This window comes from Woronichinia naegeliana WA131, from assembly GCA_025370055.1.
Classification (GTDB): Bacteria; Cyanobacteriota; Cyanobacteriia; order Cyanobacteriales; family Microcystaceae; genus Woronichinia; species Woronichinia naegeliana.
In genome coordinates this window covers 7198154-7222463 of record CP073041.1, presented here as the reverse complement: position 1 = coordinate 7222463, position 24310 = coordinate 7198154, and the positions used below count along the sequence as shown (strand labels likewise).

Below are 24310 nucleotides of genomic sequence, written 5' to 3'. Positions count from 1 at the left end.
ATTTGGATTAACTATGAGCAATCCCACTTGGCAACAGGGCAATTTAATCGAGTTAGAGATTACTGGTTTAAGCAATAGTGGTGAGGGCTTAGGGCGTTTTCAAGAGCGAGTTGTGTTTGTCCCTGATACTGTCCCTGGCGATCGCGTCTTGGTGAGATTAGTGCGATTGAAAAAACAGTATAGTTATGGGCAACTTCAGGAGATTTTAACCCCATCCCCCCATCGCATTCGACCGAACTGTATTGTGGCTGATAAGTGTGGCGGCTGTCAGTGGCAGCATATTGATATCGATTACCAACGAGCAAGCAAACAACAGCAAATTATTGATGCCCTAGAACGGATTGGTGGTTTTATGGATCTGGCGATCGCGCCCCTTCTCAGTTCTGTCGATAATTTGGGCTATCGCAACAAAGTTACCTACCCCCTGGCCCGTTCTCAAAGTGGACAAGTTCAAGCGGGTTATTACCGCCGTCAAAGTCATCATTTGATTAATCTCAATCAATGTCCAGTGCAAGATGGTCGTCTTAACCCCTTCCTCAAGGAGATTAAACAGGATATTCAGTCCCAGGGCTGGTCAATTTATGATGAAAGCCAACAACGGGGAAAACTACGCCATCTGGCTCTGCGGATTGGGCGAAGAACCGGCGAAATTCTACTTACCTTAATCAGTGCGAGTCCTTCTTTGCCTGGTCTCACAGAACAGGCCGAAATCTGGTTAGAGCGTTACCCCGAACTAGTGGGCGTAGCTCTCAACTGTCAACCACAACACAACAATGTCATTTTTGGGGAAGAGACACAGATCATTGTCGGTCGGAATAGCTGTCGAGAAATTTTTGCGGGTTTAGAATTTGAGCTTGGCCCCGATACCTTTTTCCAAATCCACACAGAAGCAGCGGAGAGTTTACTAACAGCAATTATTGGACAATTGCCATTAACGGGAGATGAACACCTGGTGGATGCCTACTGTGGGATCGGGACTTTTACCTTACCGCTCGCCCAAAAGGTTAAATCGGCGATCGCTTTAGAGATTAATACCGCTTCTGTTCATCAAGCCCGCCGCAATGCCGAGATCAACCAGATTACGAATGTGGAATTTCAGCAAGGCAAAGTAGAAACGCTATTACCTCAATTGTCTCAAATCCCTGACATTGTGCTTCTAGATCCTCCTCGTAAAGGTTGCGATCATCAAGTCCTAGAAACCTTGGTGGCCCATGCCCCCCGCACGATTGTTTACATCAGTTGCCAACCTGCTACCCTCGCCAGGGATTTAAAATTCCTTTGCCAGGCGGTCAACTACCAATTGAGTTGGATTCAGGGAGCAGACTTCTTTCCCCAAACGGCTCACGTCGAATGTGCGGTTATTTTGCAAAGACCCTAAACAACCCAATCACGCCCTCTGACAAAATTTGATGCGATCAAGATAACAATCGCTTAGGAAAGATTGCGTTAGAATGAGTATCGTGACTGGGTTCCGTCAAGAGCATTCATTAGAGCTTTGCATTCTTCCAGTCTTTCTCTCTGTCAAGAAAACCTATGATCAAGTCAGTAGCATCAATTTTTTGATTGAATCGCTATGGTTACGTTAATTTTCGCCGTAATTGGTTTTTACTGAAGGCCTTAAAAAACAAGGTTTCAAACGTTTAGGGATATTTTAGACTGGACATTCTGTCCTAATCCCTAGGGTGTACTTAATGGGGCTAATTGAGAGGCCGAAGCATTGAGAGCTAATCCCCTTTTTTGCCAGTATTCTTGTATTTCAGTCTTAGAGGTAAAGCGCGTGATTTCTATTTCCCTTCCTCCGATTAAACGGAGTTGGAGTACACTTAGCTTCTCTTCTACGCTTTATTTGTGTCCAGTCCTTGACCTACTGCTAACCAGTGTTCCTAATTGTTTTCGGGATGAAATTCGGCTAGGACTCCAAGAAGCACTAGTTAACGCGGCAAAACACGGGAATAAACTGGATCCTAGTAAATCTATTGTTGTTCATTTTACGACTTCCAAAGAAGGCATGGCTTGGGTAATATCCGATCAAGGAGAAGGGTTTACCCCCCAGTGTCAATGTGGTGAGGGCGAGGACTGTGCCGAAGTTTTTCTCCCCCCCGAAGAAGCCGAAAGTGGCAGAGGACTTTGTATCCTGCACGAAGTCTTTGATCAAGTTCACTGGAATGCCCATGGCACCCAACTTCGCTTAAGTAAGCAAGTTAAAGAAATTCGTGCCTAGTGTTGTGAGTTCAAGTTAGGAACGGAGAGGGGGGGATTCGAACCCCCGTTAGGTCGCCCTAAAACAGATTTCGAGTCTGCCGCATTCAACCGCTCTGCCACCTCTCCAGATTTTCCTTTGTCATTCTACCCTAAAAAGTTGTTTTTTCTTCATAGGAGACGAGAGCGATCGCCAGTTATTTTCTCTCCTAAGAGAATGCGATCGCCCTAGTTAGCATGGTAAGGAACACCACTCCTCAATCATCGCCTAAACAAATACCTAATCCCTTGGCTGTTTTCACTAGGGTTCCCTCCAGATCCACAGAACGGTAGGTTTGAATCGCTTCAGCAATGGGGACACTAATCACTTGACGACGTTGCCAAGCGACCATCTGATCATAGTGACCGGCGGCAATTAGATCCACGGAGGCAACACCAAAGGCTGCTCCTAAGAGACGATCCACAGGGGACGGGATTCCGCCCCGTTGAATGTGACCTAGTACGGTGACACGGGTTTCAGCCCCCGTATATTCAGCGATTTTCTCAGCAATATATTTGCCAATACCGCCATAACGATCTTCTCCCATCTGTTGTACTCCCTTAAGCGGATCTCCTAATTCGGTACGAACAGCTTCAGATACGATCACCAAACAAAAGTGTTGACCCCTGGCCTGACGCTGGCGAATTTTTTTGCAGATATTGTCTAGATGGTAGGGAATTTCAGGAATAAGAATGATATCAGCCCCGCCAGCAATGCCTGCTCCTAAAGCAATATGACCCGCATCCCGTCCCATCACTTCTAAGACCATCACACGGTTATGACTCGCCGCCGTAAAATGCAGACGATCCAGGGCCTCGGTGGCAATATTGAGCGCGGTATCAAAACCGATGGACGTTTCCGTCGCCCCCACATCGTTGTCAATGGTTTTGGGAATACCGACCAGGTTAATGCCGCCCTGTTGAGCAATTTTGCGAAGAATCGCTAAACTACCATCGCCGCCAATGCCAATCAGAGCTTCTAGGTTCAAACTGCGATAACCATCAATAATTTCCTGGGTGCGATCGCGGACGGAACCATCAGGCATGGGAAAAGCAAAGGGATTACCCTTATTGGTCGTACCGAGTATGGTTCCCCCCATAAGTAGCAGTGAGTCAATTGTTTCTAGATCAAAATTAACCACCTGGGGCGGATTGCTCATTAAGCCATTAGTGGCCTCCTTAATGCCAACCACTTCCCAACCATAGTTGCCGATTGCATGATGTACGACCGCCCGGATGACCGCATTCAAGCCTGCACAATCACCCCCACTGGTTAAAATGCCAATCCGTTTTTTCTCTCCCATAGATTTCCTGTGTTAGCTAGGACGCTTTTTATTGTTAGGGGGAATGGAAAAAATGACCGTTATTCTTGGACATTCTTAAGGTTGTGCCCACTTTCTCGGTTAGAGACTAAATATAATACATCAAGCTGGTTTGCAGATATTGCTGCCGTTGTTTACAGAGATCAGCCAGAGAACACTGAGCTAAAACCGTTTGAGCAGCGATATTGGCCTGTTGCCAGCCTTCTCGGATCAGTCTGACCTCAATGGTGGGAAATTCTCCCTGTTGCTCTGCTTTACGCTCACCTTCAATGAGAGTGACAATATCCAGCAGTGAAATTTGACTAGGATCGCGGGCCAAAAGATAACCGCCGCCAAAGCCCCGTTGACTTTTTAAGAGGCCACCCCGACGCAATGTTCCCAAAATTTGCTCTAGGTAACGTTCAGGAATGGGTTGTCTAGCAGTTATTTCACTAACCGTCAGGGGGGTTTGCTGATTAAATCGCATTGCCATTTCCAACAAGGCCAGCAAAGCATATTCAACCTTAGAAGGTAAATCGAGCAGACTATAGATGGATTTATTCAAGGTTTATTGGGGTAAATAGCAGTTTGTCTATCAACTTACCTTAATAGCATAAACGATGCTCAGGGACGAATAAAAAGTCCTAAACCATTATTTACTCTAGCGGCTGTGACGGCGGAACGATCAATTAATTGTCCCCCTAGGGCTAAAGAAGTAGAACTGCCGCCATCTAGGTTCAGAGCCGATTCTGCTCCTAATTTTTTGAGAATCAAAGCCATTTCTGCTAAAGTTGCCCCTTGACCGCCAACTCGATTATGCACTGCGACTAACAGCATCTTTCCCGCTCCATTAACCGCGATCGCACTGCGAGAGGCCCGTTGCTGTTGAAAGCCGGTATTAAATTTCTCTGCTGCTGCATTCAGGACAATTTTTCCCTGCTCAATTAATAGCGGCCCGGCTCCCACAATTTGGGAAAAATCATTAAATTTGGACGGAACAGCACTACTTTGTAAGGTTAGAGACGTTCTCACCGAAAGATTCGGAGCTGGGGGATTACCGCGCAGGGTGAGGAGATAGCCGTTCAGGGGAATCGGAAAGGCATTTTGACCAGATTGGCCGCCAGATTGCTGGGCCGTCACTTGATTATTTTGAACAACAATAATGGTTTCATTGTCCGTCATGGGCGTATAGTTCGCCCCCCAATCAGTCGTATAACGGGCGATTCCTTTCTGCACAAAACCGCTATTAACATAGTTCACTGCAATTTGTTGTCCATTGCTTGTCGTCAGACTTTCCTGCAAACTTAAGCGTCCTACGGTTACTTTACCCTGATCGTCCCAGGCGATCGCGCCACGATTGAGAATAGGGCCAGATAACCAGCGATTATCTCGTTTGATTGCTCCTAATGGTAATTGAGTATTACGATTAAAAAAACCGCCATTAATACCGGCTGAAGCTTGCCAAGCACGTACCAGATTGGCTGTGGTGACAATACCGCGCAAACCCTGGGGATTGGCCGTTAAGGGTTTCAGGGCAATTTGAGGAGAAGCAAGATTGAGTTCTAACCAGGTCACGGGAAAAAGACCTGAACCACCGCCAATATCAATAAATTGTTGTCGCCAAGTTACCCCGTCTGCCCAGACAATGGTTTTGGCCGGGGGAGCATCCGCCCGAATATCAATGACTAAACGATAGGGATTATTAAGAGTTGTGATCTGAAGTTTATGCGCTGTTGGGAGACTGACATAGATCTTGCTATTAGCTCCCAGATTCTCCAGTCGAAAGCTTTGACCGGCTGTTGATTTTACGCCATTACTACTGCCTAAATCATCTTCGTCATTGCTCTGCTGATTGGGTTTATTAATCCCATTATTAGGGACAGCGTTAGTTGTCAAAAGATTAGGAGCGATCGCGGCATTGAGCATGACTACCCCTTCCGTTTTCGCCTGACTAACCTGCCAAAAAGTAGGTCGAGAAAGGGTTAAGACAATGCGTTTTCCCCAAGCCTGATTGCCTTCCCGCACCTCCGTCACCTGGGAACCCGTTGCACTCACCATTAAGGTATCTCCCTGTGCCTGGGCCTGATTGCCCAGTTGTTGTAACCAATCGGTTAAATCCAGATAGCGATAGGGCGCGATGAATTGAGTGGCGAGATTACTCACCGTTGAAAACCACTGACTGGGCTGTACCTGGGGCTGATTGCTATCCAAAAGCTCAATCCCCAAGACTTGCATGGCTCCCAGATCGCTGATGCCGGTGCGGACTTGTCCTCCTTCTTGCCACTGGATCCAATTAACCGGAAAGGTTTTGCCTGCCAACGCTAAAGTACTTCCTTGCTGTAGCAGCTTGTTATTGCCTTGGGCGATCGCAAAACTGCCTTGGGGGGATGTGCCGGTGATGGGAATGGCTTTCCAGACCAAACTACTCAAGAGAATAGTCGGCATTGTCAACAGCATGGATAAACCGAATCTTAGCCAGATCTTTTTGGCGATTGCGTAGCGTGCCCTTGGCATCGCGCTAGGATTGGGCAGAGGTGGGAAATCAAACATGGCAAAACTGATTAAAGATTGGCAGACAATACTGCGGTTAAACCCATAGTTCCACAATGATATCAGTATTGTAAATTTCCGCTTCCTTTAAACCCACAAATGACCGCGATCGCCGCTCTTAGTTATCTCACTAAAGGTTTAAATACCTATTCTAGTAATTGAGAAAGATTGGCTAGAGCCATTTCAGTATTCTGAGAATTTTGAGCAAGGGTTGTCACCACTTCTTGGTTTTCTTGAGCGATTTTGACTAAAACACGGATCTGCGGTCGAATTTCTTTAGAAAGGTTGTTAATAGCAGTATTCGCTTCCAAGATCTGTACACTAAGTTTTTTGATTTCTTCAATCATCATATTAAAGGCCAGCCTATTCTGATGATCTACTGGTAAACTGCCGCCTAAAACCGAGGCTTGATAGGAAATATTTTCTACACGCTTGCTAATTTTATTGATTAGATCATTACCTTGCTCAATCATCGTTAATTTTTCTTGAAAATCACTACTGACTCCATTAATTTTCTGAGTAAATTCAAGAACCGACTGGACGCTATCGCCTAATTCTTTGAAAGTTCTTTTGCCTTCTCTAGAGACGAGAATCCCCACTTCTTCAAAACGTTTATTTAAATTAGAAATTTCTTCACTTTTATGAAATAATTCTTCAGCTTGGCGAGACAATTCTTCTGTCTGTTGCTGTAACTGTGTTTTTTGCTGCTCTAGTAAAGTATTATGCTGTTGTAATTCCTGCTGTTGAAGTTCTAATTGTACTGCATATTGCTGAACATGCTGTCGCTGTTCTTCTACTTGATCTGCATAGTTCCTAAGTTCTTGTTCTTGTTGCATTAACTGCTCATTGAGAGCGGAAAATAGTTCTGACTGAGCTAGAATTAATTTACTAAAATCTAGCATTCCTCGCTCTTGACCGTTCTTGAGCACCATAATTGGATCATAGGCTGATTTTATCGGACGGCAAAAGGATAATTTAACGGCATCAGTAATCAGGGTTGTGGCGGAAATTTTTAGAATTTCTTCCTTCCCTCTGAGGCTATTTAACAATACTGAAATGGGTTTAGTTGCATAGATCCCATGACTAAATTCTTTGCTTAATTTTTCAAATAAAGTCCGCCGTGTAATTGCACCAATCACTTGATAATCTTGGGTAATCATAACTCCTGACAAGCGTGGGTTTGCCAGTAGATGCTCCTTAACCTCTTCTGTTAACGTTTCTACAGTTACACGATAGTTATCCAGAGGTAGAGAATCCAAATTATTCGACTTTTCCAGAACCGATATATTTTCCTGCGTAAGCGAACTACTTGCTAGCATAGATGAACTCAAAATTTATATAGGTTCAGTTTTCTGTTTAATCCTAATTATTAAGAATTCTATAACCTCTAGATGGTCTTTGTTTTTAACAGCTAACTAAGATCTTATTAAATTTTGATTAATCTTGCCCCAAGGAATATGGCGGCGAACGGATTCACTATGACATTAAAAACCGCCAGTAAGGGTTTTAACTCCCTGGTTTAGGACAAGTTTATTCTAAGAAAGCGTAGGACAATTTTTCTCTAGCAAACTATTGGGTTAAACCATGTTGGAGGGCAAAGCGCACTAATTCAGTCCGACTATTGGTTCCTGTTTTACTAAATAGGCGACTGACGTACTTCTCAACATTTCTGACACTGGTTTTTAGGCGAGAGGCAATCTCTTTATTCATTAATCCCTGGGCAACTAAATCTAAAACACTTTGTTCTCTAGGTGTTAAATCAATTTTAATGGGGGAAGGTGTAGTCACAAACCCTGAAGGATGGCTAATTTGTTCCTTCAAATCTCGGATTTCTTGATATATTTCCTGCAATTTAGTCGATTCACTCTGGGACTCTATATTGGCCTGACGACGTTCGAGTAAATTTTTAACAATGGCTTCCAATTCCTCTGGATCGAACGGTTTGGATAGATACGCATCACAACCAGATTGATAACCCTGAATGCGATCGCTGGTCATCCCTCTAGCGGTTAAGAAGATAACGGGCAAAGTCTTAAAACGAGGATCATCTCGCAACTTACTTAAAAATTGATAGCCATCTACTTGGGGCATCATAATATCGGAAATAATCAAATCCGGTAAATGGTGTTGCAAATAAGTCCAGGCATCCGTCGCATTACTCGCAACGGCAACTTGAAAATCGCCACTATCTTCGAGATAAGCCTGCACCGATTCGCGGATACTAGGTTCATCATCAACAAGCAATAACTGGGCAGGTTCAGACATAGGACAAGGAGATAAATTCAATCGCAAAAAGAGAAACCTAAATTAACCAAGTACCAAGCCAATTTAGTCAACAGAAACCGAATCCACATCAATAATGGTGTGAGTCGTTTTGGGGGTGGAGGCTGAATCTTCTTCAGAACGGGAGCGAAAACGCTCAAATACTAATTGAGAAACTTCTGACATCATCAGTGTCACCAAAATAAAATCGTCAATTTCTCCGACAATCGGAAAAATATCTGGCGAAATATCGATGGGACTCAGTAAATAGACTAAGGTTCCTAAAATGATCCACCAACGATAGCGGGCGTTGCGAATGGCACTGCGATAAAACCCGTATAGAGCTTGAATGGGAATTTTCATAAAACTTAATGCCGAAGGATCCTCTCTCTACTCTATCAGCACTTTTGATTAGCTTAGGGAGAAGTGACTGGCGAAGGGGGAATAACAGGGATCGGTTGGCCATCGGGGGCTAGATGAGAGGGCGTTTGAGCGGGACTAGAATCATTACTGGGGTTGTTTTGATTCTCTTGATCTATTTGACTGCTTTCCTGGCTGGGATACTCAGAAGTCGTCTTGGCATTTTCTACCGGCTCAGGATTAGAGGGGCCAGAGTTAAAGGGAGAAGTCTCGTTTTGAATAGTGTTCGATGCCTCTGAGTCAGATTTGAGGAGCTTATTGCCCATTGCTTCTGTCTTAGTTGTATCTATGCCCGAAAGTTGTGGGATTTCTGGCGATTGCTGAGGAGTTTCTGCCGATTTTTCTTTGTTTTTAACATTTTCCGTTGTGGTGGAATGGTTTTTAAAGATTTTGGGCAAAGAGAAGTTGGGCTGATTTTCCTGACTGGAGGTTGTTCTAGATGAAAGGGGAGGACAGTCAGCAGAATTCAACCCTAGCTTACAGCGTAGTTCTTCCCTCGCTAAGGAGACAAAAATCCCCGTCATTGAAATTAGCAAAGCCACTACTGTGATAGCATTCCGCATAAGTTAACTAAACTCTACACACCTAAATTTTTCTGATTTCCATCTTAAAGGCAAAAAGAGGACTCTTGCTAGAGTTGAGTTCTCAGTCCAGCCGATTTTTTTCGCAAGTTGACGGGTATGGGTAGTACAGTACATTACTCCTAAATCTTGAATTAATACTGCGATCGCCGATTAGTTAATAATTGATAGTTAATAATGAATAGTTGATAGTTCAAAGTGAAAATGCGATCGCCGATAAATTGATAGTTGATAATGAATAGTTGATAATTGTCCATTGAAAATGCGATTGCAATCCCATTCTGTAGGGATTTAACACTGTTAAATCATTTGTTTCTGTGACAAAAGTAAAAGGACTTATGGGGGGAAGTGGGGGAGGTGTGGGAAGATGGGGAGGAGAATGATCGCAATTTAAAAAGATGGAAAAGGAGAAAAAGTATTTTAGGACTCACGAGGATTTAGCCATTTATCAATTGGCGTTTGAGATGGCGATGCAAATTTTTGAATTTTCTAAAAAGTTCCCAGTTGAAGAGAAATATTCATTAACTGACCAAATTCGTCGCTCTTCTCGCTCAGTCTGCGCTAATCTAGCTGAGGCTTGGAGAAAAAGAAGATATAAAGCGGCATTTGTCGCTAAATTGAATGATTGTGAGGCGGAGGCGGCGGAAACTCAAGTTTGGTTAAAGTTTGCTGTGAAATGTCAGTATCTCACGGTTGAACAAGGGAGGGATCTTTACGGGACTTATAATCAAGTCCTGAGTGGTTTAGTAAAGATGATTACCCACCCAGACGATTGGCTCCTCGACTAATCCCTCCCACACCTCCCACACTCCCCACACCCCCCTCCCTTCCCACACCTCCCACACTCATCACCTCCACCAGCGACTAACTTCTCTAATCCCTTGATGGACTTCTCTTAAGGCGACCACTCCACCAAAATGAAGGATTAAAGGGACTAAGTTGGGAATAGTTTCGAGGAAAGAAGGACGAGTGAGAGTACCCAAAGCATGAAGGGTTTTTTCCCAGAAGGATAGGTCAACATTGGCAGGCGTTAACACCTTAGTCAATACTTGTAATGCCCCTGCACGGTCGGATTCACGCCCAATAGCTCTGGCGATTTCTAAGGCTTCGGGTAACACTTCCGGTAAATGGGGAGCTAACCCGGTCAATGCCTTAGCACATTTGTCTTTGTCCCCAATGGCTCTAGCAACTGCTAAGACTTCGGGTAACAAATTTTCTGGTAAATGGGGAGCTAACCCGGTCAATGCCTTAGCACGATAGTATTCATTCCCAATCGCTCCAGCAACTTTTAAAGCTTCGGGTAACAAATTTTCTGGTAAATAGGGAGCTAACCCGGTCAATGCCTTTACACGGTATCCTTGATTCCCAATGGCTCTGGCAATTTCTAAGGCTTCGGGTAACAAACTTTTTGGCAAATAGGGAGATAATCCTGTCAACACCTCTGCACAGTCGGATGCAGACCAAATCGCTCTGGCAATTTCTAAGGCTTCGGGTAACAAGCTTTCTGGCAAATGGGGTGCTAACCCTTTCAATACCTTTACACGGTCGGATTTATCCCCAAGAGCTTTGGCAATTTCTAAGGCTTCAGGTAACAAACTTTCTGGTAAATGAGGGGCTAACCCTGTCAATACTTCTGCATAGTAATTTTCATTCCCAAGAGCTTTGACAATTTCTAAGGCTTCGGGTAACACTTCAGGCAAATAGGGAGCTAACCCTGTCAATACCTTTATACGGTCGGATTCATTCCCAATCGCTCTGGCAATTTCTAAGGCTTCGGGTAACACTTCAGGCAAATAGGGAGCTAACCCTGTCAATACCTTTATACGGTCGGATTCATTCCCAATCGCTCTGGCAATTTCTAAGGCTTCAGGTAACAAACTTTCCGGTAAATGAGGAACTAACCTTGTCAATGCCTCTTCACGGTAGTATTCATTCCCAATGGCTCTGGCAATTTCTAAGGCTTCATGTAACAAACTTTCTGGTAAATGGGGAGCTAACCCTGTCAATGCCTTTACACGGTCGGATTCATGCACAATGGCTCTGGCAATTTCTAAGGCCTCAGGTAACAAACTTTCCGGTAAATGAGGAACTAACCTTGTCAATGCCTCTTCACGGTAGTATTCATTCCCAATGGCTCTGGCAATTTCTAAGGCTTCAGGTAACAAACTTTCCGGTAAATAGGGAGCTAACCCTGTCAATGCCTTTACACGGTCGGATTCATGCACAATGGCTCTGGCAATTTCTAAGGCCTCAGGTAACCTGACTTTTCCCGTTAAGTGCGGATTGCAAGCTGCCAGCCTTGGCAAAGGTCATGCAACTTCAACCAACCGCGCCAAAGGACTTGGATACCGAGAGGAGTTTTACGACGATGTTCAAGATAACCACCAAGAAAAGCAACAGACTCGACAGCCCAAGCAACAGTCAAAATAGGGGGAAGTTTTTGAGAGGCGGCTGCTTTTAACACCTGAAGTTGAAGAGGATTAAGAATTTCAATCGCGAGAGCATCGGGCTGGGTACGATGAAGATAAGTAACGTGTAAAAGTTCAACAGCAATGACACTTAAAAAACCCAAAAGAGTTTTCATTCCATCAGAGGCAAGTCGATAACGCTCACTCTGACAACCAGACTTAAGGACTTTATGAAATTCTTCAACCCGCCATCGGTAGGTGTACCAACGAAGAATAGTGACAGCCATCTCAATAGTCTCAACAACTTCTGTAGTCAGAAGCATCCAAGATAAAGGAGTTTCGCCTTCGGGACAATCGATTTCTGTCGCATAAACAGCATAGACATTCAACGGGTCACGATTATCAAAACGATAGGGAGTTCGTAGATTAACTGAGCAAAATCGGACGGCAAGCTTAACCTTCCGTGCTTTTCTTTTTCCTGTACTCGGAATCTCGATTTCTTGATGAAAACGAATCGGTTCTGATTCCAAATGTTGCCAAAGTCGTTCACTATTTTTGTCTAAACTACGATTATGAGACGCTCTGACCAGCACTCCTGTATGCTTGAGTTGACGCACTGAGTCAAAGACTTCTGAAACATCTCCTTCTCTGTCAAATACATGAATTACCCTCGTTGAACTTTCTACCTGTTTCTCACAGGTGTTTAGAGCCTCTACCCATTTGTAGGATTCTTTTTCCTCAAATGGTCTTTGACGAGCTGCTTTTCTTTGTTCTTTCTGTCTTTCTTTTTTCTGCTTCGCCGTTTCATCTGTTGGGGGCTTTTCTTTTACCTCCCTATTCCACAGTTTTTGCCATAATAAACCTAATACTTGTCCTTTTTCTGGCTCAATTGCTAAAGCACTATGCAGTATTAATCCATTCCCTCCTTTTCCAGTCGGCCCATACCCTTCCCTTTTTTCCTTGATATTGCGATAATCTAAGAAGGTCGTATCTCCGACTGATAGCATTATCTTATATTCTTCTACGGCGGCAGTTGTCATTTCACAGTGCGGCTCTATTATCTTGACAAAGTCTGTTTTCGGATTCCCAAAAATTCATAGGCCCTCTTTAACTCGTTTCCTCCCTTAAACACTTCTGATAAGGCTTTTCCAAACCCCTCACTTAACTTTTTCCCAATCGAGAAGGCACGATTGTTTAGCCTCTCGTCTCCCAATTCACAACTGGCAAAGTTTTTTGTCCACCATTCCAACATTTTTTGACCTGCCCTTTAAGATTTTCTCCATTTTACAGTCTCATACTCCCTTCATCCTTTGTTTTTGAAATTTGAACGATAAGCGGGATGATGGCTTCAGAATATTTTTTTCCTGTCAAGAGAATCATTACTCAAACCCTTGCCAGATAAAGCCTCTAGAAGTTTGCATTGCTGGATTTTGGACTTAACGGGAAAAGTCAGCTCAGGTAACAAACTTTCCGGTAAATGAGGAACTAACCTTGTCAATGCCTCTTCACGGTAGTATTCATTCCCAATGGCTCTGGCAATTTCTAAGGCTTCAGGTAACAAACTTTCCGGTAAATAGGGAGCTAGCCTTCCCAATACCTTTGCACGCTTGGACTTATCCCCAATGCCTCTAGTAAGTGCTAAAGCTTCGGATAACACTTCAGGTACATGAGGAGCGAACTCTATTAATGCCTCTGCACCGTTGAATCCAATGGCTCCTCTGGCAGCTTCTAAGGCTTCGGATAACACTTCCGGTAAATAGGGCTTGCTGAAAAAAGCTGAAACCTTTACGGAGAAAAATAGTAGGCGAATTAAGAACCGCTAGAATGCACGAAAATAGGGTAGAATGCCTCAAAACCATTGCATTAAGAAGAGAGAAAGCAGATGTACCGAAAGCAACAGTACTCAATTGAAACACCAGAAAACTTGAAAAATCTGTTCGGCGGGCAGTTAGACGAAGAAAATCGTTGGATAGAAATGTCAAAAATGATTCCCTGGGAAGAATATGAGGAAGAATATGCAAAAAACTTCACAGAAAAAAAAGGAGCCCCAGCCAAATCATTTAGAATGGCATTAGGAGCATTAATTATCAAAGAAATTTCAGGAAAAAGTGACAGAGAAACAGTAGAACAAATAAAAGAGAACCCTTATTTACAGTACTTTATAGGAATGGAAAGCTATAGTAGCAAAGAAGCATTTAATGCGTCAATGATGGTTCATTTTCGTAAAAAAATAGGAATGGAATTAATAAATAAAATTAATAAAGAAATAGAAAAAAAAGCGACGGGTGTAGCGTCAGAAAAAAAAGAAAATGAAGGAAAGTTATTGTTAGATGCGACTTGTACACCAGCAGATATAAAATATCCAACGGATATAGGAATATTGAATGATGCCAGAGAAAAAACAGAAAAAATAATAGATAAGCTGTATGAAGAAATAAAAGAGAAAAGGAAAGAAAAGCCGAGGACTTATAGGGAAGTGGCAAGAAAAGAGTACTTAGCCATAGCAAAAAAACGTCGTGTGTCAAAAAAAGAAAGAAGAAAAGGAACAAAAAAACAACTAGGATATATAAAAAGAAACTTGTCTCATATAGAAAAAATGATAGAAGAGGGAGCAAAGTTAGAAAAACTAACGAAAAAAGAGCAAGAAGAGCTTGTAACGATAGGAAAAGTGTATGAGCAACAGTTAGAAATGTATGAAAAAAAGACAAATAAAGTAGAAAACAGAATTGTGAGTGTAAGCCAACCTCACGTGCGTCCAATAGTGCGTGGAAAAGCGGGAAAAGCAGTAGAGTTTGGAGCTAAAATATCGGCAAGTAATGTGAATGGCTTTGTCTTCTTAGACAAATTAAGTTGGGATAATTACAACGAATCGGGAGATTTACAAGCGCGAATAGAAGAATATAAAAGGGAAACAGGATGTTATCCGGAATCGGTTCATGTGGATAAAATCTATCGAACAAAAGCGAATCGAGCTTATTGTAAAGAAAGGGATATAAGAATGAGTGGTCCCCGATTGGGAAGACCGCCGAAAGAGGTGAGCAAAGAAAAAAAGAAAGAGGCACGCTCAGATGAAAGAGTGCGTAATGCCATTGAGGGTAAATTCGGACAGGGAAAGAGGAAATTTAGTCTTGGTCGAGTGATGGCCAAACTACCTGAGACCTCGGAAACGGTAATTGCGATGAACTTTTTGGTAATGAATCTTTCTACTCTACTTCAGAAGACAAAAAAGAAAACAAAAAGTAAAAAGTTGTAGAGTCGTTTTTCTTGTGAAAAATGGTGTTAATTTTCCTCTCTTTTGTGAGGAGTGATTTGTGTTGACCTTTTTAGGCAGAAAGGAACAATAGATTAAACAAAATCTGTATTTTGATTTGTTTCCATAAGGATAAGTTATCTATGCTTTTTCAGTCCATACTTCCCTAACCCACATTTCTTTCGTTTTTTGACTTTTTCAGCAAGCCCTAGATATACAATTGACTTATTATCCGCCGTATCACAGCAAGTATAATCCGATAGAGCGTTGTTTTGGTTGGTTAGAAAAACATTGGAATGGGAGTTTACTGGATACGGTTGAAACCGTGCTTAATTTTGCTAAAACGCTAACATTCAGGGGTCAAAATCCTGTAGTGAAACTGATAGAAAAAGTTTATGAGACAGGAGTGAAGCTGAGCAAGGCTGGGATGGAAAAGGTTGAAGCACGGATTAATCGCCTTCCTAGCCTCAAAAAATGGTTTGTGGAAATCTTTGCCAAACCGCTATAATCATTGGATCATCTTTTTTCTGGTGTTCTCTTAAGAAATATTTCAAGCAGATACAGGTTACAAATATTGCCGAGAAATCAAGACTCATAGTAATAGCGATCGCCTTGAGGAGATATATTGTTAATGCGATCGCCTAAAAATCACGACTCACAGTAATAGCGATCGCCTTCAGCAAACCCTTTAGCAGATAGATAATTGAGGCGATCACCTTGAAATCACGACTCACAGTAATAGCGATCGCCTTCAGCAAACCCTTTAGCAGATAGATAATTGAGGCGATCACCTTGAAATCACGACTCACAGTAATAGCGATCGCAATGCCGCAAACCCTTTAGTAGAAAGACAATTAAGGTGATCGCCTAAAAACCACGACTCATAGTAATAGCGATCACCTTTAGAAAATAGATTGTTGAAGCGATCGCCTAGAAATCACGACTCACATTAATACCGATCACCTTTAGGAGATAGATTGTTGGTGCGATCGCCTAGAAATTATGAATCACAGTAATAGCGATCGGCTCAGACGACAGATTATTATCGCGATCGCCACAAAATAGCCGTATTTTCTTGGATTATTACGTTCGTGGGATTATGCCTTTTTAAGGGCAGATTGCTACAAATACAATCACTGTCGTACTTGTAGCACATAGAACGTATATCCATAAAAGTCGCTAAATCTCTCAAATAGGTTCATCTCCTCTTCAATTTCATCGATAACTAATTGAATGACGGGTGAAATTTCCACCTGACTCATCCGTTCGCGCAGTGGTTCGTAATAATTTTTCCACCAAGCCTGACTTGGAAGCCGATGCGTAGAAATCACCTTAAAGCCAGAACGATGCGCCCGATCGCTATTCTCTGCCTCGTTAGCAATCATCGGATAGGCATTTTGCCAGTACAAAGCAGCAGGTTCTGGTACATGATCGGCAAACCAACTCATTTCCGATATAACCGCAATGCCTGTGTTTGTAAGCAGCGATCGCCAGATTGCCAAAGCTTGCTCAAACCCAAGATTATAAGCAGCCCCTTCAGACCAAAGTAAATCAATCGAACCATCTGCCCAATCGAGCTTTGCCATGTCACCATGAATCGGCTTGATCAGATGCTCCAGTTCACATTGTTTCGCACGAATCTTGAGTTCATCAATAAAACCCAATGCAAAATCTACCGCCATAACAGGGCTTTGATAATATTGTGCAAGTAGCAACGCGCCAGCACCACTCCCGCATCCCAGATCGGCTATCTGCGGATGGGGAGGTAAAGTAGAGAGGTTGCTCAAAATATTGAGTGAGAAAGCATTGTCGCCAGGTCCTTTCCGTTCAATCCCTCGATGTAAGTCAATCAAAGCGTCAATGTACTCGGTTTGCGAATCTACACTCATTTAGTTCTTTCATTCTGATTTAGATTTTTGCTAATCTTACAGTCGATCCTCCCAGTAATGTCAAGTTTATAGGTGATCGCTACCTCACGAAAAAATTAAACAGCGATCATCCTTCGCAAACCATTAATCGCCTAAAAATCACGACTCACAGTAATAGCGATCGCCTTCAGCAAACCCTTTAGCAGATAGATAATTGAGGCGATCACCTTGAAATCACGACTCACAGTAATAGCGATCGCCTACACCAAACCCCTTTAGCAGATAGATAATTGAGGTAATCTATCTCACTTGACCCAAAGTATAAATCTATGGTACTTTGTCATCAGTAGAATAATTAAACCATAACTGCGTTAGAACTTTGAGCTAGATCTCAGAAAGTGCATACTTCAAGAGTTAGATATGGAATCTGAAAAAAGAAAAATTGTTGTGGTAGGAGCTAGTCGTGGGATTGGTGCAGCCGTAGCACAGCACTTTACCAAAAAAGGTGATTCTGTGTTCTCGATTTCTAGAGGTCAGCCTATTGCAGGAAAATGGATTCAAGCGGATATTTCCACTCCAGAAGGAATCAAATCAATTGTCAGTAGCATTAGTGAATCAACTGTAGATGCCCTTTTGTTTATGGGGGGAGTTTGGGAAAACGGTGCATTTACCGATCAATATGACTTTATGACAAGCTCTGATCAAGAAACTCGCTTCGTGATAGCTGTAAATACGATTGCACCGATTGAACTGACCAAGCAGCTTGCCAAGAATCTTGCTAAATCTGACAACCCAAGAGCTATATTTATTGGCGCACTATCAGGATTGGATAACTCTCCAACAATCGAGGTAGCTAATACAGCGTCTAAGTTTGGGTTAAGAGGAGCAGCTCAGGCATTAAAGCTAGCTCTCCGTGATTACAAGATTGGTATTACGGTCATTAACCCAAGCAATATCGCTACAGAAGAAGTAGTGGCAGATATCGAAGAGGGTAGATTTACAGCACAAGTTCCAATTCCACTTACAGACATAATTTCTTCAATTGAATGGATTTTAACACTTTCAAACGCTGTGGATATTGGGGAGATAAATATGTATCAGAAAGGTTGATTAAGAAATATTTCAAGCAGATACAGGGGTTCTCCTGAACAAAGAGTGATAATTAAAGCTTATCATGAAAAGCAAGCTAAAAAACGATTTCGCATATTATCAAAGTTCATAAATCCATAAGCTTGACGCTTGATTAGTTTAAGACGATTATTGATGCCTTCCATTGCCCCATTCGTCGTTCGACTCAAAAAGTAGTTACAAATAGAGTCCAAATTCCTACGAATTGTGCTAATTACATCTGTATAAATGCTCTTTGCATTCTCTAACCATTCTGTAAATTTTAATCTTCCTTCTTCCTTATCATTTACTTTTTCATATATCTCTCTAAATGACTCTTTATATTCATACGCTTTACGCAAACGAGCAGATTGCTTTAACACCAATTCTAGTTTTTCTAACTCTTCCTCTTTTAGGTCTTCTTTATTTTTTAATAATAGCCACTTTTCTCCCTTGATTTTTACATTCAATTTTGTCTGTTTACGGATTTTATTCAATTCTTCATTCAACGCCTTCATTACATGAAATCTATCTGTTACAATTACTGCATTCGGAAATACTTTTTCTATTACTTTAGGAAATCCTCCCCACATATCTACACTCACTTGTTCTACTCCTTCCCTCACCTCTAATTCTTTCTCCATCAGCACTTCGATGATTTTATCTTGTTGATGACTATCTATCACTTCTATTAATTCTCCTTTCTCTATATCTCCTAACACTGTTACAAAATTCTGATGACCTTTTCGTTTCGCTATTTCATCCATCCCGAGGTGTTTTACTCCTTGCCAATCTTTTTTTTTAGCTTCACATTGACGTTGGTAAATTCCATTCACTTGATCCCATGATAGAGATTCCTCTCTACCTACTTGTTCCACACTGCTCACATTTACTCGTCCATAAATATATTCTTCATACCTCACTGTGTATTTCCTACGGGCTTCCATAAATTCTAGATTTTCTGTAAAAAACCTTTGACAATCTTTACAGTAAAATTTACGACGAGGGACTTTCAGATATACCATTTGACCAGAGATAGACAAGTCCCTTACTAATACACTGTTCGTCTGATGTAATTCATCCGTTAAGCTACCACAATAATTACATTTGACTTCTTCCTCTTGACAACTCAGTATTAAAAACGCTTGTTTTCCCTCTTGAATCACATTTCTTATGTTTACTTTTGGTAAATTCAGAAGATTTTCCAGAAAAAATAACATTGATGTCGTCCTCATATAGTGTATCTTATTATACATCTTCTACCGCAAAGCCAGAAGAACCGATACAGGTTACAAATATTGCCGAGAAATCAAGACTCACAGTAATAGCGATCGACTTTAGAAGATAGATTGTTAATGCGATCAGGATTGACTTAACACACAATCTGGAGTAATTTTCCCAATAGACATCTCCAAAAACTGGAAAGCCTAGTCTAGCAAGCAGTGTAGCTAAATCTAGACTCAGTAGACTTCTTGGTACATAGACGAGTTTACAGGGCTTTCAGACCTCCAAATTCAATTCTGGCAAAAAACAATGACTCATCTTTACCTCAATTACCTGCCCTGATTCGCTACATTTTATAATGCTTAATATCAGCGCATTTATCCTTAGTCTCACCAATCCACATACTGTTGAGATTAATGACTTATATCTTCCCTTTCTTAGTCTAAATTTTTCTTGCATCACTTTGAATACTTTGAGCAATCGAATCATATGTTCAACCACTACTCGTCGAGACGATAACCAACTATTTCTTTCTTTTTCTTCTTTGCTTAATTCTCGCCCCTTTGGTTTCTTTTTTGGTGTTGTTAATTGGAATTCTCCCTCGTAGGCTTTATCACCTAGAAAGCCTTGTTCTTGATGGAATTTAGCCAATCTTTGACGTAATATTTGTACATCGCTCTTTGAACCTATTTCTCCTATCACAACATCCACAATCTCCTTGATTTTTGGGCAAATGATTATTTGGCTTTTTGAGGTATGCCTTTTTTGTTTACCTGAGTAGTATGGTTTTTGTGCCTCCTGCCCTAAAGGTCTTTCTACTGGTTGTTCTGTCGCATCCACTATTAGTTCATGTTGGATTAGCTCCTCTTTAACTTTTTCTATTTCTTCTGGCAACTTTTTTAGTTGTTCAAATAGACTTGCTGGTAAATTTTCTCCGAATAGTGACTGCCAATAATTGAATATATTATGGGCAGACGATTCACTTATTTCAAACATTATTCCTAGTAGCTGAAAGGTCGGATAATGCCTTAAGTAAACTAGCATTAAAACTATTTGCTCCTCCTCTGATAATTTCGGTTTATTTCCACCACCTGCTTTAATCAGTGTGGTTTTGCTTTCTTCAAATTCTTTTTTAAGTAATTTGCCATAGGTTATAAGCTCTAATAATTTTGGGTACTCTATTCCTAACAACCTCTTTGTTTCTTGAGGCTGTTTTTGAATATAAGCCCACATATAGATGTATTCAGGCATAGTTACTCCTGTCTAAATTTCTATGATTATAGCATATTTGTCGATTTTATAGTATTATGGAGATGTCTAATGATATCTTTTGAACCATTTAGTATTTGCCAGCTTTCAGCCAAAGACTTGGCACTTATGGAAGAATTATTGGCTGTCTTCGGTGAAGCTTTTGAAGAAGTTGATAGGTATAGCTCGTCTCGTCCAAGCCATACCTATCTCAAGCGTTTACTAAGTAGCCATTATTTCATCGCACTTGCAGCGTTAAAAAATGGATCAGTAGTTGGAGGTCTCGTCGCTTACGAACTCCAGAAGTTTGAGCAAGAACGAAGTGAAATTTATATTTACGATCTAGCTGTTGCAGCAGAGCATCGACTGGCGAGTAAACTTCCTGTACCTCTTTTGTGAGAAAGACGTGCGCGGCTCCATAGTCGGCTTTAGCAATCAATTTTCCGAACTGGTCTGCAACTTCGATGTTAATAGCCACAAAACTTATCTCTTGCTAATTTACACTCTCTAGAGCAGTGATCACAGTTAGAAATTTTAGGCATGGTAAAGCAAATTAGTCGTTATCATCTTTATCCTTTTCGTCTTTGTCCTTTTTTTCTTTGTGTTTCTTGTCTTTGTTATTATCATTTTCTTCCTCTTGATTCTTTACATCAGGAGAAGAATTTTTACCCCCATTATCATCATAATTAGTGCTAGAAGAAGGTAAGGGAGTTTTATCTTGATCTTGATCTTTGTCATCAGAAGCATTGCCACAGCCTATTATGGCAGTGATCAAAAGTAAAAAAACAATAATTTTAGATTTCATGGTTAGATCTCGCTCATTGGCCGTAGTGATAATATTCTCTATTCTCTAATAAACGTGACTGAACGCCAAAGCATTGAGCATAAAGTTAATGAATCGGCACTTAGCAACGCCGCTTTTCAGGCCGCCACTAAGACCGAATCACTACCAATTTGGGTTATTTTGGTGAAATTAGTGGAACTGTGGAGAAAAAACTCAATGCGTTGCCTGTTTCTCGTTTTGCAAGGGCCGAGTTCTGGCCTGTCTGACCATGGCAATCAGAGTTTGATGGGCATCTTCCGAATCCTGTAAAACGTGATCAAAGGGAATTCTGAGCATTTCCATTGTTTCTTGAACCTCAATACTCAGATCCATTCCCTGGGGATCGACAGCCACCATTTGGGCCTTTTCAGTTTGGGGGCGATCGCCGAAGACCTGGGCATAAAGAACAACAGCCTCAGCATGATCTTCATTCATATGTTTACAAATGCGATCACTAATCGTCGGAGTAAGGGGGTCAGCCATAACAAGCCTCATAGAACAAAATTAAACGTTCAACCATTCTAAACAACAGGGGGCCAATCAAGGGATGTTAATGCTCGCCCCTTTTTGTCTTTAAAATCATCTGAGTTGTTTGACAGAATGTCGTTTGACAAAAAATGAGCTTTTATTAACGATGAGCAAAGGTGTAAACCGATTAACCTTGTTAGGAGAGACTCATGAAAAGAATTTTTGCCATCCTAGTACTACTAGTTGCCTTAGTTGGACTCGCATTACCCCGTCCTGCCCTAGCTGCCGATCTCGCCAATGGAGCCGCAATTTTTAGCAATAAATGTGCTGCTTGTCACATGGGCGGGAACAATGCGGTCAATCCTCAAAAAACGTTAAAACAAGCAGATCTGACCAAATATGGAATGGATACCCCCGAAGCCATCATTGCTCAAGTAACCAATGGCAAAGCTGCTATGCCTAAATTTGGAGGACAAATTAGCGAAAAAGATATTCAAGACGTTGCGGCCTATGTATTAGACCAAGCGGCAAAAGGTTGGAAGTAGTTTCTCAAGATGGCTATCTAGCTTCATTTTGAGCAGAAAGTGATGGGGAAATTAATCCTTGTCACTTTTTTCCTTGAGAATTTTATCCCAAATCCGCTTGTAAAACACCGTTAATATTTTGTAGGGGTTTGGTTCCCAAATCCATAGAGTGTAAGGCTTAGAAACTAAGCCCCTACCTGGAATAAAAAGAAATTTGAAAACAGGATTTGGTATTAGAGAGGTTGGGGGACTAACTCCTCCAAAATGGTGAACTGGACATGGTTAATCGCCAATTGACCGATGGAAACTCGTTGCTTATTGACCGGAATCCCCTCACTAATCAAAGCCTCAAAGGGAACATCCTTAGACATTTCGGCGTGATACCAAGCTAATCCCATGAAAAAGCGGGTGGGATAGGGGGCACCTTCGATCATATCGTCGGGATTGGACTCCATCGGTAGCCAACCAATGCCAGGCAGATAAAATTCCATCCAAACATGGTTAAAATCGGGTTCCATCGGCACATTACGGGTGAGGGGATAGGCTGGACATTTATAGCGGCCAACGGTACGACAGGCAATGCCATTTAAACGGGCTAGGGCTAATAGAACGCCGACGTATTCGCCACAAGACCCTACGCCACGCCGCAAAGCTAAGTCAGGTGTATCAATATGAGGTTTGATGCCATAGGAAAGATGGTCATAGACATAGTTGCGAATACTGTGCATTTTACGGAGTAAGTTGGTTTCTCGTCCGATCGCCTCGGCAGCGGCCCGAATGATAATATCGCTGTCCATACTGAGGTTGTCATTATCTACCAAATAGCGATCGCTGAAGCCTGGGGGTAAAGCGGGTAAATTTTCGCAATCCTTGGGCAAAATCCGATATTTAATACTCCATACTTCCATCACCACTTTCCAACCAAAAATGGCACGGGAATCCATTGTCAATTGATCAAAGCGAAAGATGGCAATTCGCTGTCCATTCTCTTCAATAATTTCTGAAAAAGGAATCCCGATCGGTTCAATGCTACGAATTTTTTGGCGGGCTGTTTCTGCGGGTAGGGCAATGCGCCATTCCACCTGATTTAATTCAATGGGATCTAGGGCCGCTAACTCCTCAGCATAGGTCATTTCCACTAAAAAGCCATTGGACAGGGTGAAATGCTGTTCAGGATCGTAGTGAAAGTAGAGGGGATGAATAAAGGTACGAGGCCGATAGAGCAACTCATGGTTCGGGTCAGCGTTGGGATTATCCCGAATATAAGGTTCCTGTTGAATATAGGCCACATAGAGCGTTTCTTGACCCGTTTTGGGATCGGTATAGAAGGCCAATCCTGTCGGACATTCAAAGGGAGTTAATATACTAAATAAAATCTTGCCCGTTGCCCGATCCAGACAATATACCGTTTGTTCTAAACTATCGGAAATCCACAATTCTTCACCCTTGACCGTGATATTTTCCATGCCAATACCAGGGGCGTAGAAACGGGTAATCAGTTCTCTTGTTTCTCCGCTATAGACCAGAATATCGCCGGTTTTTTGGCAGGTAATGTAAACCGTTTTTTCATATACCGCAACCCCACTGGCCGGATAGTCTAACCAGGCAAATCGTTCGGGTAAAAAGTTTCCCTCTTTTAGAGAACAGGAATAAACACTTTGGCCAGAGGTAAACCATAATTGATCATCGGCGATCGCCAAACCCATTGCTCCCACAAATTCCTGCCAATGTTGAGCGTTGAGAATTTGAGTATTTTGGGTGAGAGGATCAATGGCCAATAAATAACCATTTTTACTATCTACTGCCAAAAGGCGAGGCGGCTCTGTCCCGTCAGTACCATAGTCAAAGACAATCCCATAGATGGAAACAGCAGCAACAGGGCGAAGGGTTTTGGAGATCTGAGTTGGGGAGGAAAATGTAATCGCAGCAGAATCAGCAATCATGTTATCGCGTTAAAAATGGGGCAACGGGCTTGAGAAGTGCTAATCCTTCACCATAGCAAACTTTTTTAAGCCGGAATTGCTCATTCTGAACTGAT

Annotated in this window: 23 protein-coding genes, 1 tRNA gene and 3 pseudogenes; 8 read left to right on the top strand and 19 right to left on the bottom strand. The window is 42.0% G+C overall.

Features of this window, described 5'->3' with window-relative positions; translation table 11 throughout:
- Positions 1 to 13: 13 nt before the first annotated feature.
- Both rlmD and KA717_36710 read left to right on the top strand, forming a co-directional pair.
- Complete coding sequence (gene rlmD / locus KA717_36715; protein UXE60918.1) at positions 14 to 1378, top strand: 23S rRNA (uracil(1939)-C(5))-methyltransferase RlmD; 1365 nt, start codon at positions 14 to 16, stop codon at positions 1376 to 1378.
- Between the two features lie 399 nt (positions 1379 to 1777).
- Positions 1778 to 2221, top strand: a complete 444-nt coding sequence (locus KA717_36710) for an anti-sigma regulatory factor (protein UXE64896.1) — start codon at positions 1778 to 1780, stop codon at positions 2219 to 2221.
- A 22-nt stretch (positions 2222 to 2243) separates the two neighbouring features.
- On the opposite strand, the gene KA717_36705 is transcribed toward KA717_36710, so the two are convergent.
- The 8 genes from KA717_36705 to KA717_36670 form a co-directional block, all read right to left on the bottom strand.
- Positions 2244 to 2328: transfer RNA gene (locus KA717_36705), tRNA-Ser, on the bottom strand.
- Positions 2329 to 2456: 128 nt separating this feature from the next.
- A complete protein-coding gene (locus tag KA717_36700; protein UXE60917.1) occupies positions 2457 to 3542 on the bottom strand; it encodes an ATP-dependent 6-phosphofructokinase in 1086 nt (361 codons plus the stop codon).
- 106 nt (positions 3543 to 3648) lie between these two features.
- Entirely contained in the window at positions 3649 to 4032 is a 384-nt protein-coding gene (locus KA717_36695) for an Rrf2 family transcriptional regulator (protein ID UXE64895.1), read from the bottom strand.
- 131 nt (positions 4033 to 4163) lie between these two features.
- Positions 4164 to 5984, bottom strand: coding sequence for a phosphodiester glycosidase family protein (locus KA717_36690; GenBank protein UXE64894.1), 1821 nt, complete (start codon positions 5982 to 5984; stop codon positions 4164 to 4166).
- A 251-nt stretch (positions 5985 to 6235) separates the two neighbouring features.
- A complete protein-coding gene (locus tag KA717_36685) occupies positions 6236 to 7348 on the bottom strand; it encodes a hypothetical protein (protein UXE60916.1) in 1113 nt (370 codons plus the stop codon).
- Between the two features lie 310 nt (positions 7349 to 7658).
- Entirely contained in the window at positions 7659 to 8354 is a 696-nt protein-coding gene (locus tag KA717_36680) for a response regulator transcription factor (protein ID UXE60915.1), read from the bottom strand.
- Between the two features lie 63 nt (positions 8355 to 8417).
- On the bottom strand, positions 8418 to 8714 hold the full coding sequence (locus KA717_36675) for a DUF1232 domain-containing protein (protein ID UXE60914.1): 297 nt from the start codon (positions 8712 to 8714) through the stop codon (positions 8418 to 8420).
- Positions 8715 to 8767: 53 nt separating this feature from the next.
- The gene (locus KA717_36670) at positions 8768 to 9169 is read right to left on the bottom strand and encodes a hypothetical protein (protein ID UXE60913.1); all 402 of its coding nucleotides are present in this window, start codon (positions 9167 to 9169) and stop codon (positions 8768 to 8770) included.
- A 581-nt stretch (positions 9170 to 9750) separates the two neighbouring features.
- Here KA717_36670 and KA717_36665 point away from each other — a divergent pair.
- Entirely contained in the window at positions 9751 to 10140 is a 390-nt protein-coding gene (locus KA717_36665) for a four helix bundle protein (GenBank protein ID UXE60912.1), read from the top strand.
- A gap of 60 nt (positions 10141 to 10200) precedes the next feature.
- Here the strand turns inward: KA717_36665 and KA717_36660 are convergent, their stop codons facing one another.
- The 4 genes from KA717_36660 to KA717_36645 all read right to left on the bottom strand — a co-directional run bounded on the left by KA717_36660 (position 10201) and on the right by KA717_36645 (position 13507).
- On the bottom strand, positions 10201 to 11658 hold the full coding sequence (locus KA717_36660; GenBank protein ID UXE60911.1) for a hypothetical protein: 1458 nt from the start codon (positions 11656 to 11658) through the stop codon (positions 10201 to 10203).
- The gene (locus KA717_36655) at positions 11625 to 12800 is read right to left on the bottom strand and encodes an IS4 family transposase (GenBank protein ID UXE60910.1); all 1176 of its coding nucleotides are present in this window, start codon (positions 12798 to 12800) and stop codon (positions 11625 to 11627) included. The genes KA717_36660 and KA717_36655 overlap by 34 nt, the downstream gene beginning before the upstream one ends.
- 17 nt (positions 12801 to 12817) lie before the next feature.
- Positions 12818 to 13012, bottom strand: a complete 195-nt coding sequence (locus KA717_36650; GenBank protein ID UXE60909.1) for a transposase — start codon at positions 13010 to 13012, stop codon at positions 12818 to 12820.
- Positions 13013 to 13108: 96 nt separating this feature from the next.
- Positions 13109 to 13507 carry a hypothetical protein gene (locus KA717_36645; GenBank protein ID UXE60908.1) on the bottom strand — a complete coding sequence of 133 codons (399 nt, stop codon included), beginning with the start codon at positions 13505 to 13507 and terminating at the stop codon, positions 13109 to 13111.
- 135 nt (positions 13508 to 13642) lie between these two features.
- On the opposite strand from KA717_36645, the pseudogene KA717_36640 reads away from it, so the two are divergent.
- Together KA717_36640 and KA717_36635 are read left to right on the top strand one after the other, a co-directional pair.
- A pseudogene (locus KA717_36640) lies at positions 13643 to 14980 on the top strand (IS5 family transposase).
- A 238-nt stretch (positions 14981 to 15218) separates the two neighbouring features.
- Positions 15219 to 15470, top strand: a pseudogene (locus tag KA717_36635) (ISAzo13 family transposase).
- Between the two features lie 181 nt (positions 15471 to 15651).
- On the opposite strand, the gene KA717_36630 reads toward KA717_36635, so the two are convergent.
- Entirely contained in the window at positions 15652 to 15819 is a 168-nt protein-coding gene (locus KA717_36630; GenBank protein ID UXE60907.1) for a hypothetical protein, read from the bottom strand.
- 324 nt (positions 15820 to 16143) lie between these two features.
- Entirely contained in the window at positions 16144 to 16899 is a 756-nt protein-coding gene (locus KA717_36625; GenBank protein UXE60906.1) for a class I SAM-dependent methyltransferase, read from the bottom strand.
- Between the two features lie 399 nt (positions 16900 to 17298).
- On the opposite strand from KA717_36625, the gene KA717_36620 reads away from it, so the two are divergent.
- A complete protein-coding gene (locus tag KA717_36620; protein ID UXE60905.1) occupies positions 17299 to 17988 on the top strand; it encodes an SDR family oxidoreductase in 690 nt (229 codons plus the stop codon).
- A 62-nt stretch (positions 17989 to 18050) separates the two neighbouring features.
- On the opposite strand, the gene KA717_36615 is transcribed toward KA717_36620, so the two are convergent.
- Entirely contained in the window at positions 18051 to 19205 is a 1155-nt protein-coding gene (locus tag KA717_36615) for an ISL3 family transposase (GenBank protein ID UXE60904.1), read from the bottom strand.
- Between the two features lie 280 nt (positions 19206 to 19485).
- Entirely contained in the window at positions 19486 to 20442 is a 957-nt protein-coding gene (locus KA717_36610) for a transposase (protein UXE60903.1), read from the bottom strand.
- Between the two features lie 87 nt (positions 20443 to 20529).
- Between KA717_36610 and KA717_36605 the strand changes: the two are divergent.
- Positions 20530 to 20823 (top strand): annotated as a pseudogene (locus KA717_36605) (AAC(3)-I family aminoglycoside 3-N-acetyltransferase).
- Between the two features lie 187 nt (positions 20824 to 21010).
- On the opposite strand, the gene KA717_36600 reads toward KA717_36605, so the two are convergent.
- Positions 21011 to 21262 carry a hypothetical protein gene (locus KA717_36600; GenBank protein UXE60902.1) on the bottom strand — a complete coding sequence of 84 codons (252 nt, stop codon included), beginning with the start codon at positions 21260 to 21262 and terminating at the stop codon, positions 21011 to 21013.
- Between the two features lie 192 nt (positions 21263 to 21454).
- Positions 21455 to 21763 carry a DUF2470 domain-containing protein gene (locus KA717_36595; protein UXE60901.1) on the bottom strand — a complete coding sequence of 103 codons (309 nt, stop codon included), beginning with the start codon at positions 21761 to 21763 and terminating at the stop codon, positions 21455 to 21457.
- A gap of 194 nt (positions 21764 to 21957) precedes the next feature.
- Here KA717_36595 and KA717_36590 point away from each other — a divergent pair, with 194 nt between their 5' ends.
- The gene (locus KA717_36590) at positions 21958 to 22293 is read left to right on the top strand and encodes a c-type cytochrome (protein UXE60900.1); all 336 of its coding nucleotides are present in this window, start codon (positions 21958 to 21960) and stop codon (positions 22291 to 22293) included.
- Between the two features lie 212 nt (positions 22294 to 22505).
- On the opposite strand, the gene KA717_36585 is transcribed toward KA717_36590, so the two are convergent.
- On the bottom strand, positions 22506 to 24215 hold the full coding sequence (locus KA717_36585) for a transglutaminase family protein (protein UXE60899.1): 1710 nt from the start codon (positions 24213 to 24215) through the stop codon (positions 22506 to 22508).
- Positions 24216 to 24310: the final 95 nt, after the last annotated feature.

What these genes read in the sequence shown, in the direction of transcription:
- KA717_36615 (UXE60904.1), bottom strand. Translation starts at nt 19,205, where the DNA reads ATGTTATTTTTTCTGGAAAATCTTCTGAATTTACCAAAAGTAAACATA.
- KA717_36600 (UXE60902.1), bottom strand. Translation starts at nt 21,262, where the DNA reads ATGAAATCTAAAATTATTGTTTTTTTACTTTTGATCACTGCCATAATA.
- KA717_36590 (UXE60900.1), top strand. Translation starts at nt 21,958, where the DNA reads ATGAAAAGAATTTTTGCCATCCTAGTACTACTAGTTGCCTTAGTTGGA.
- KA717_36650 (UXE60909.1), bottom strand. Translation starts at nt 13,012, where the DNA reads ATGTTGGAATGGTGGACAAAAAACTTTGCCAGTTGTGAATTGGGAGAC.
- KA717_36700 (UXE60917.1), bottom strand. Translation starts at nt 3,542, where the DNA reads ATGGGAGAGAAAAAACGGATTGGCATTTTAACCAGTGGGGGTGATTGT.
- KA717_36680 (UXE60915.1), bottom strand. Translation starts at nt 8,354, where the DNA reads ATGTCTGAACCTGCCCAGTTATTGCTTGTTGATGATGAACCTAGTATC.
- KA717_36585 (UXE60899.1), bottom strand. Translation starts at nt 24,215, where the DNA reads ATGATTGCTGATTCTGCTGCGATTACATTTTCCTCCCCAACTCAGATC.
- KA717_36620 (UXE60905.1), top strand. Translation starts at nt 17,299, where the DNA reads ATGGAATCTGAAAAAAGAAAAATTGTTGTGGTAGGAGCTAGTCGTGGG.
- KA717_36655 (UXE60910.1), bottom strand. Translation starts at nt 12,800, where the DNA reads ATGACAACTGCCGCCGTAGAAGAATATAAGATAATGCTATCAGTCGGA.
- rlmD (UXE60918.1), top strand. Translation starts at nt 14, where the DNA reads ATGAGCAATCCCACTTGGCAACAGGGCAATTTAATCGAGTTAGAGATT.
- KA717_36690 (UXE64894.1), bottom strand. Translation starts at nt 5,984, where the DNA reads ATGCCGACTATTCTCTTGAGTAGTTTGGTCTGGAAAGCCATTCCCATC.
- KA717_36595 (UXE60901.1), bottom strand. Translation starts at nt 21,763, where the DNA reads ATGGCTGACCCCCTTACTCCGACGATTAGTGATCGCATTTGTAAACAT.
- KA717_36675 (UXE60914.1), bottom strand. Translation starts at nt 8,714, where the DNA reads ATGAAAATTCCCATTCAAGCTCTATACGGGTTTTATCGCAGTGCCATT.
- KA717_36625 (UXE60906.1), bottom strand. Translation starts at nt 16,899, where the DNA reads ATGAGTGTAGATTCGCAAACCGAGTACATTGACGCTTTGATTGACTTA.
- KA717_36665 (UXE60912.1), top strand. Translation starts at nt 9,751, where the DNA reads ATGGAAAAGGAGAAAAAGTATTTTAGGACTCACGAGGATTTAGCCATT.
- KA717_36695 (UXE64895.1), bottom strand. Translation starts at nt 4,032, where the DNA reads ATGGCAATGCGATTTAATCAGCAAACCCCCCTGACGGTTAGTGAAATA.
- KA717_36610 (UXE60903.1), bottom strand. Translation starts at nt 20,442, where the DNA reads ATGTGGGCTTATATTCAAAAACAGCCTCAAGAAACAAAGAGGTTGTTA.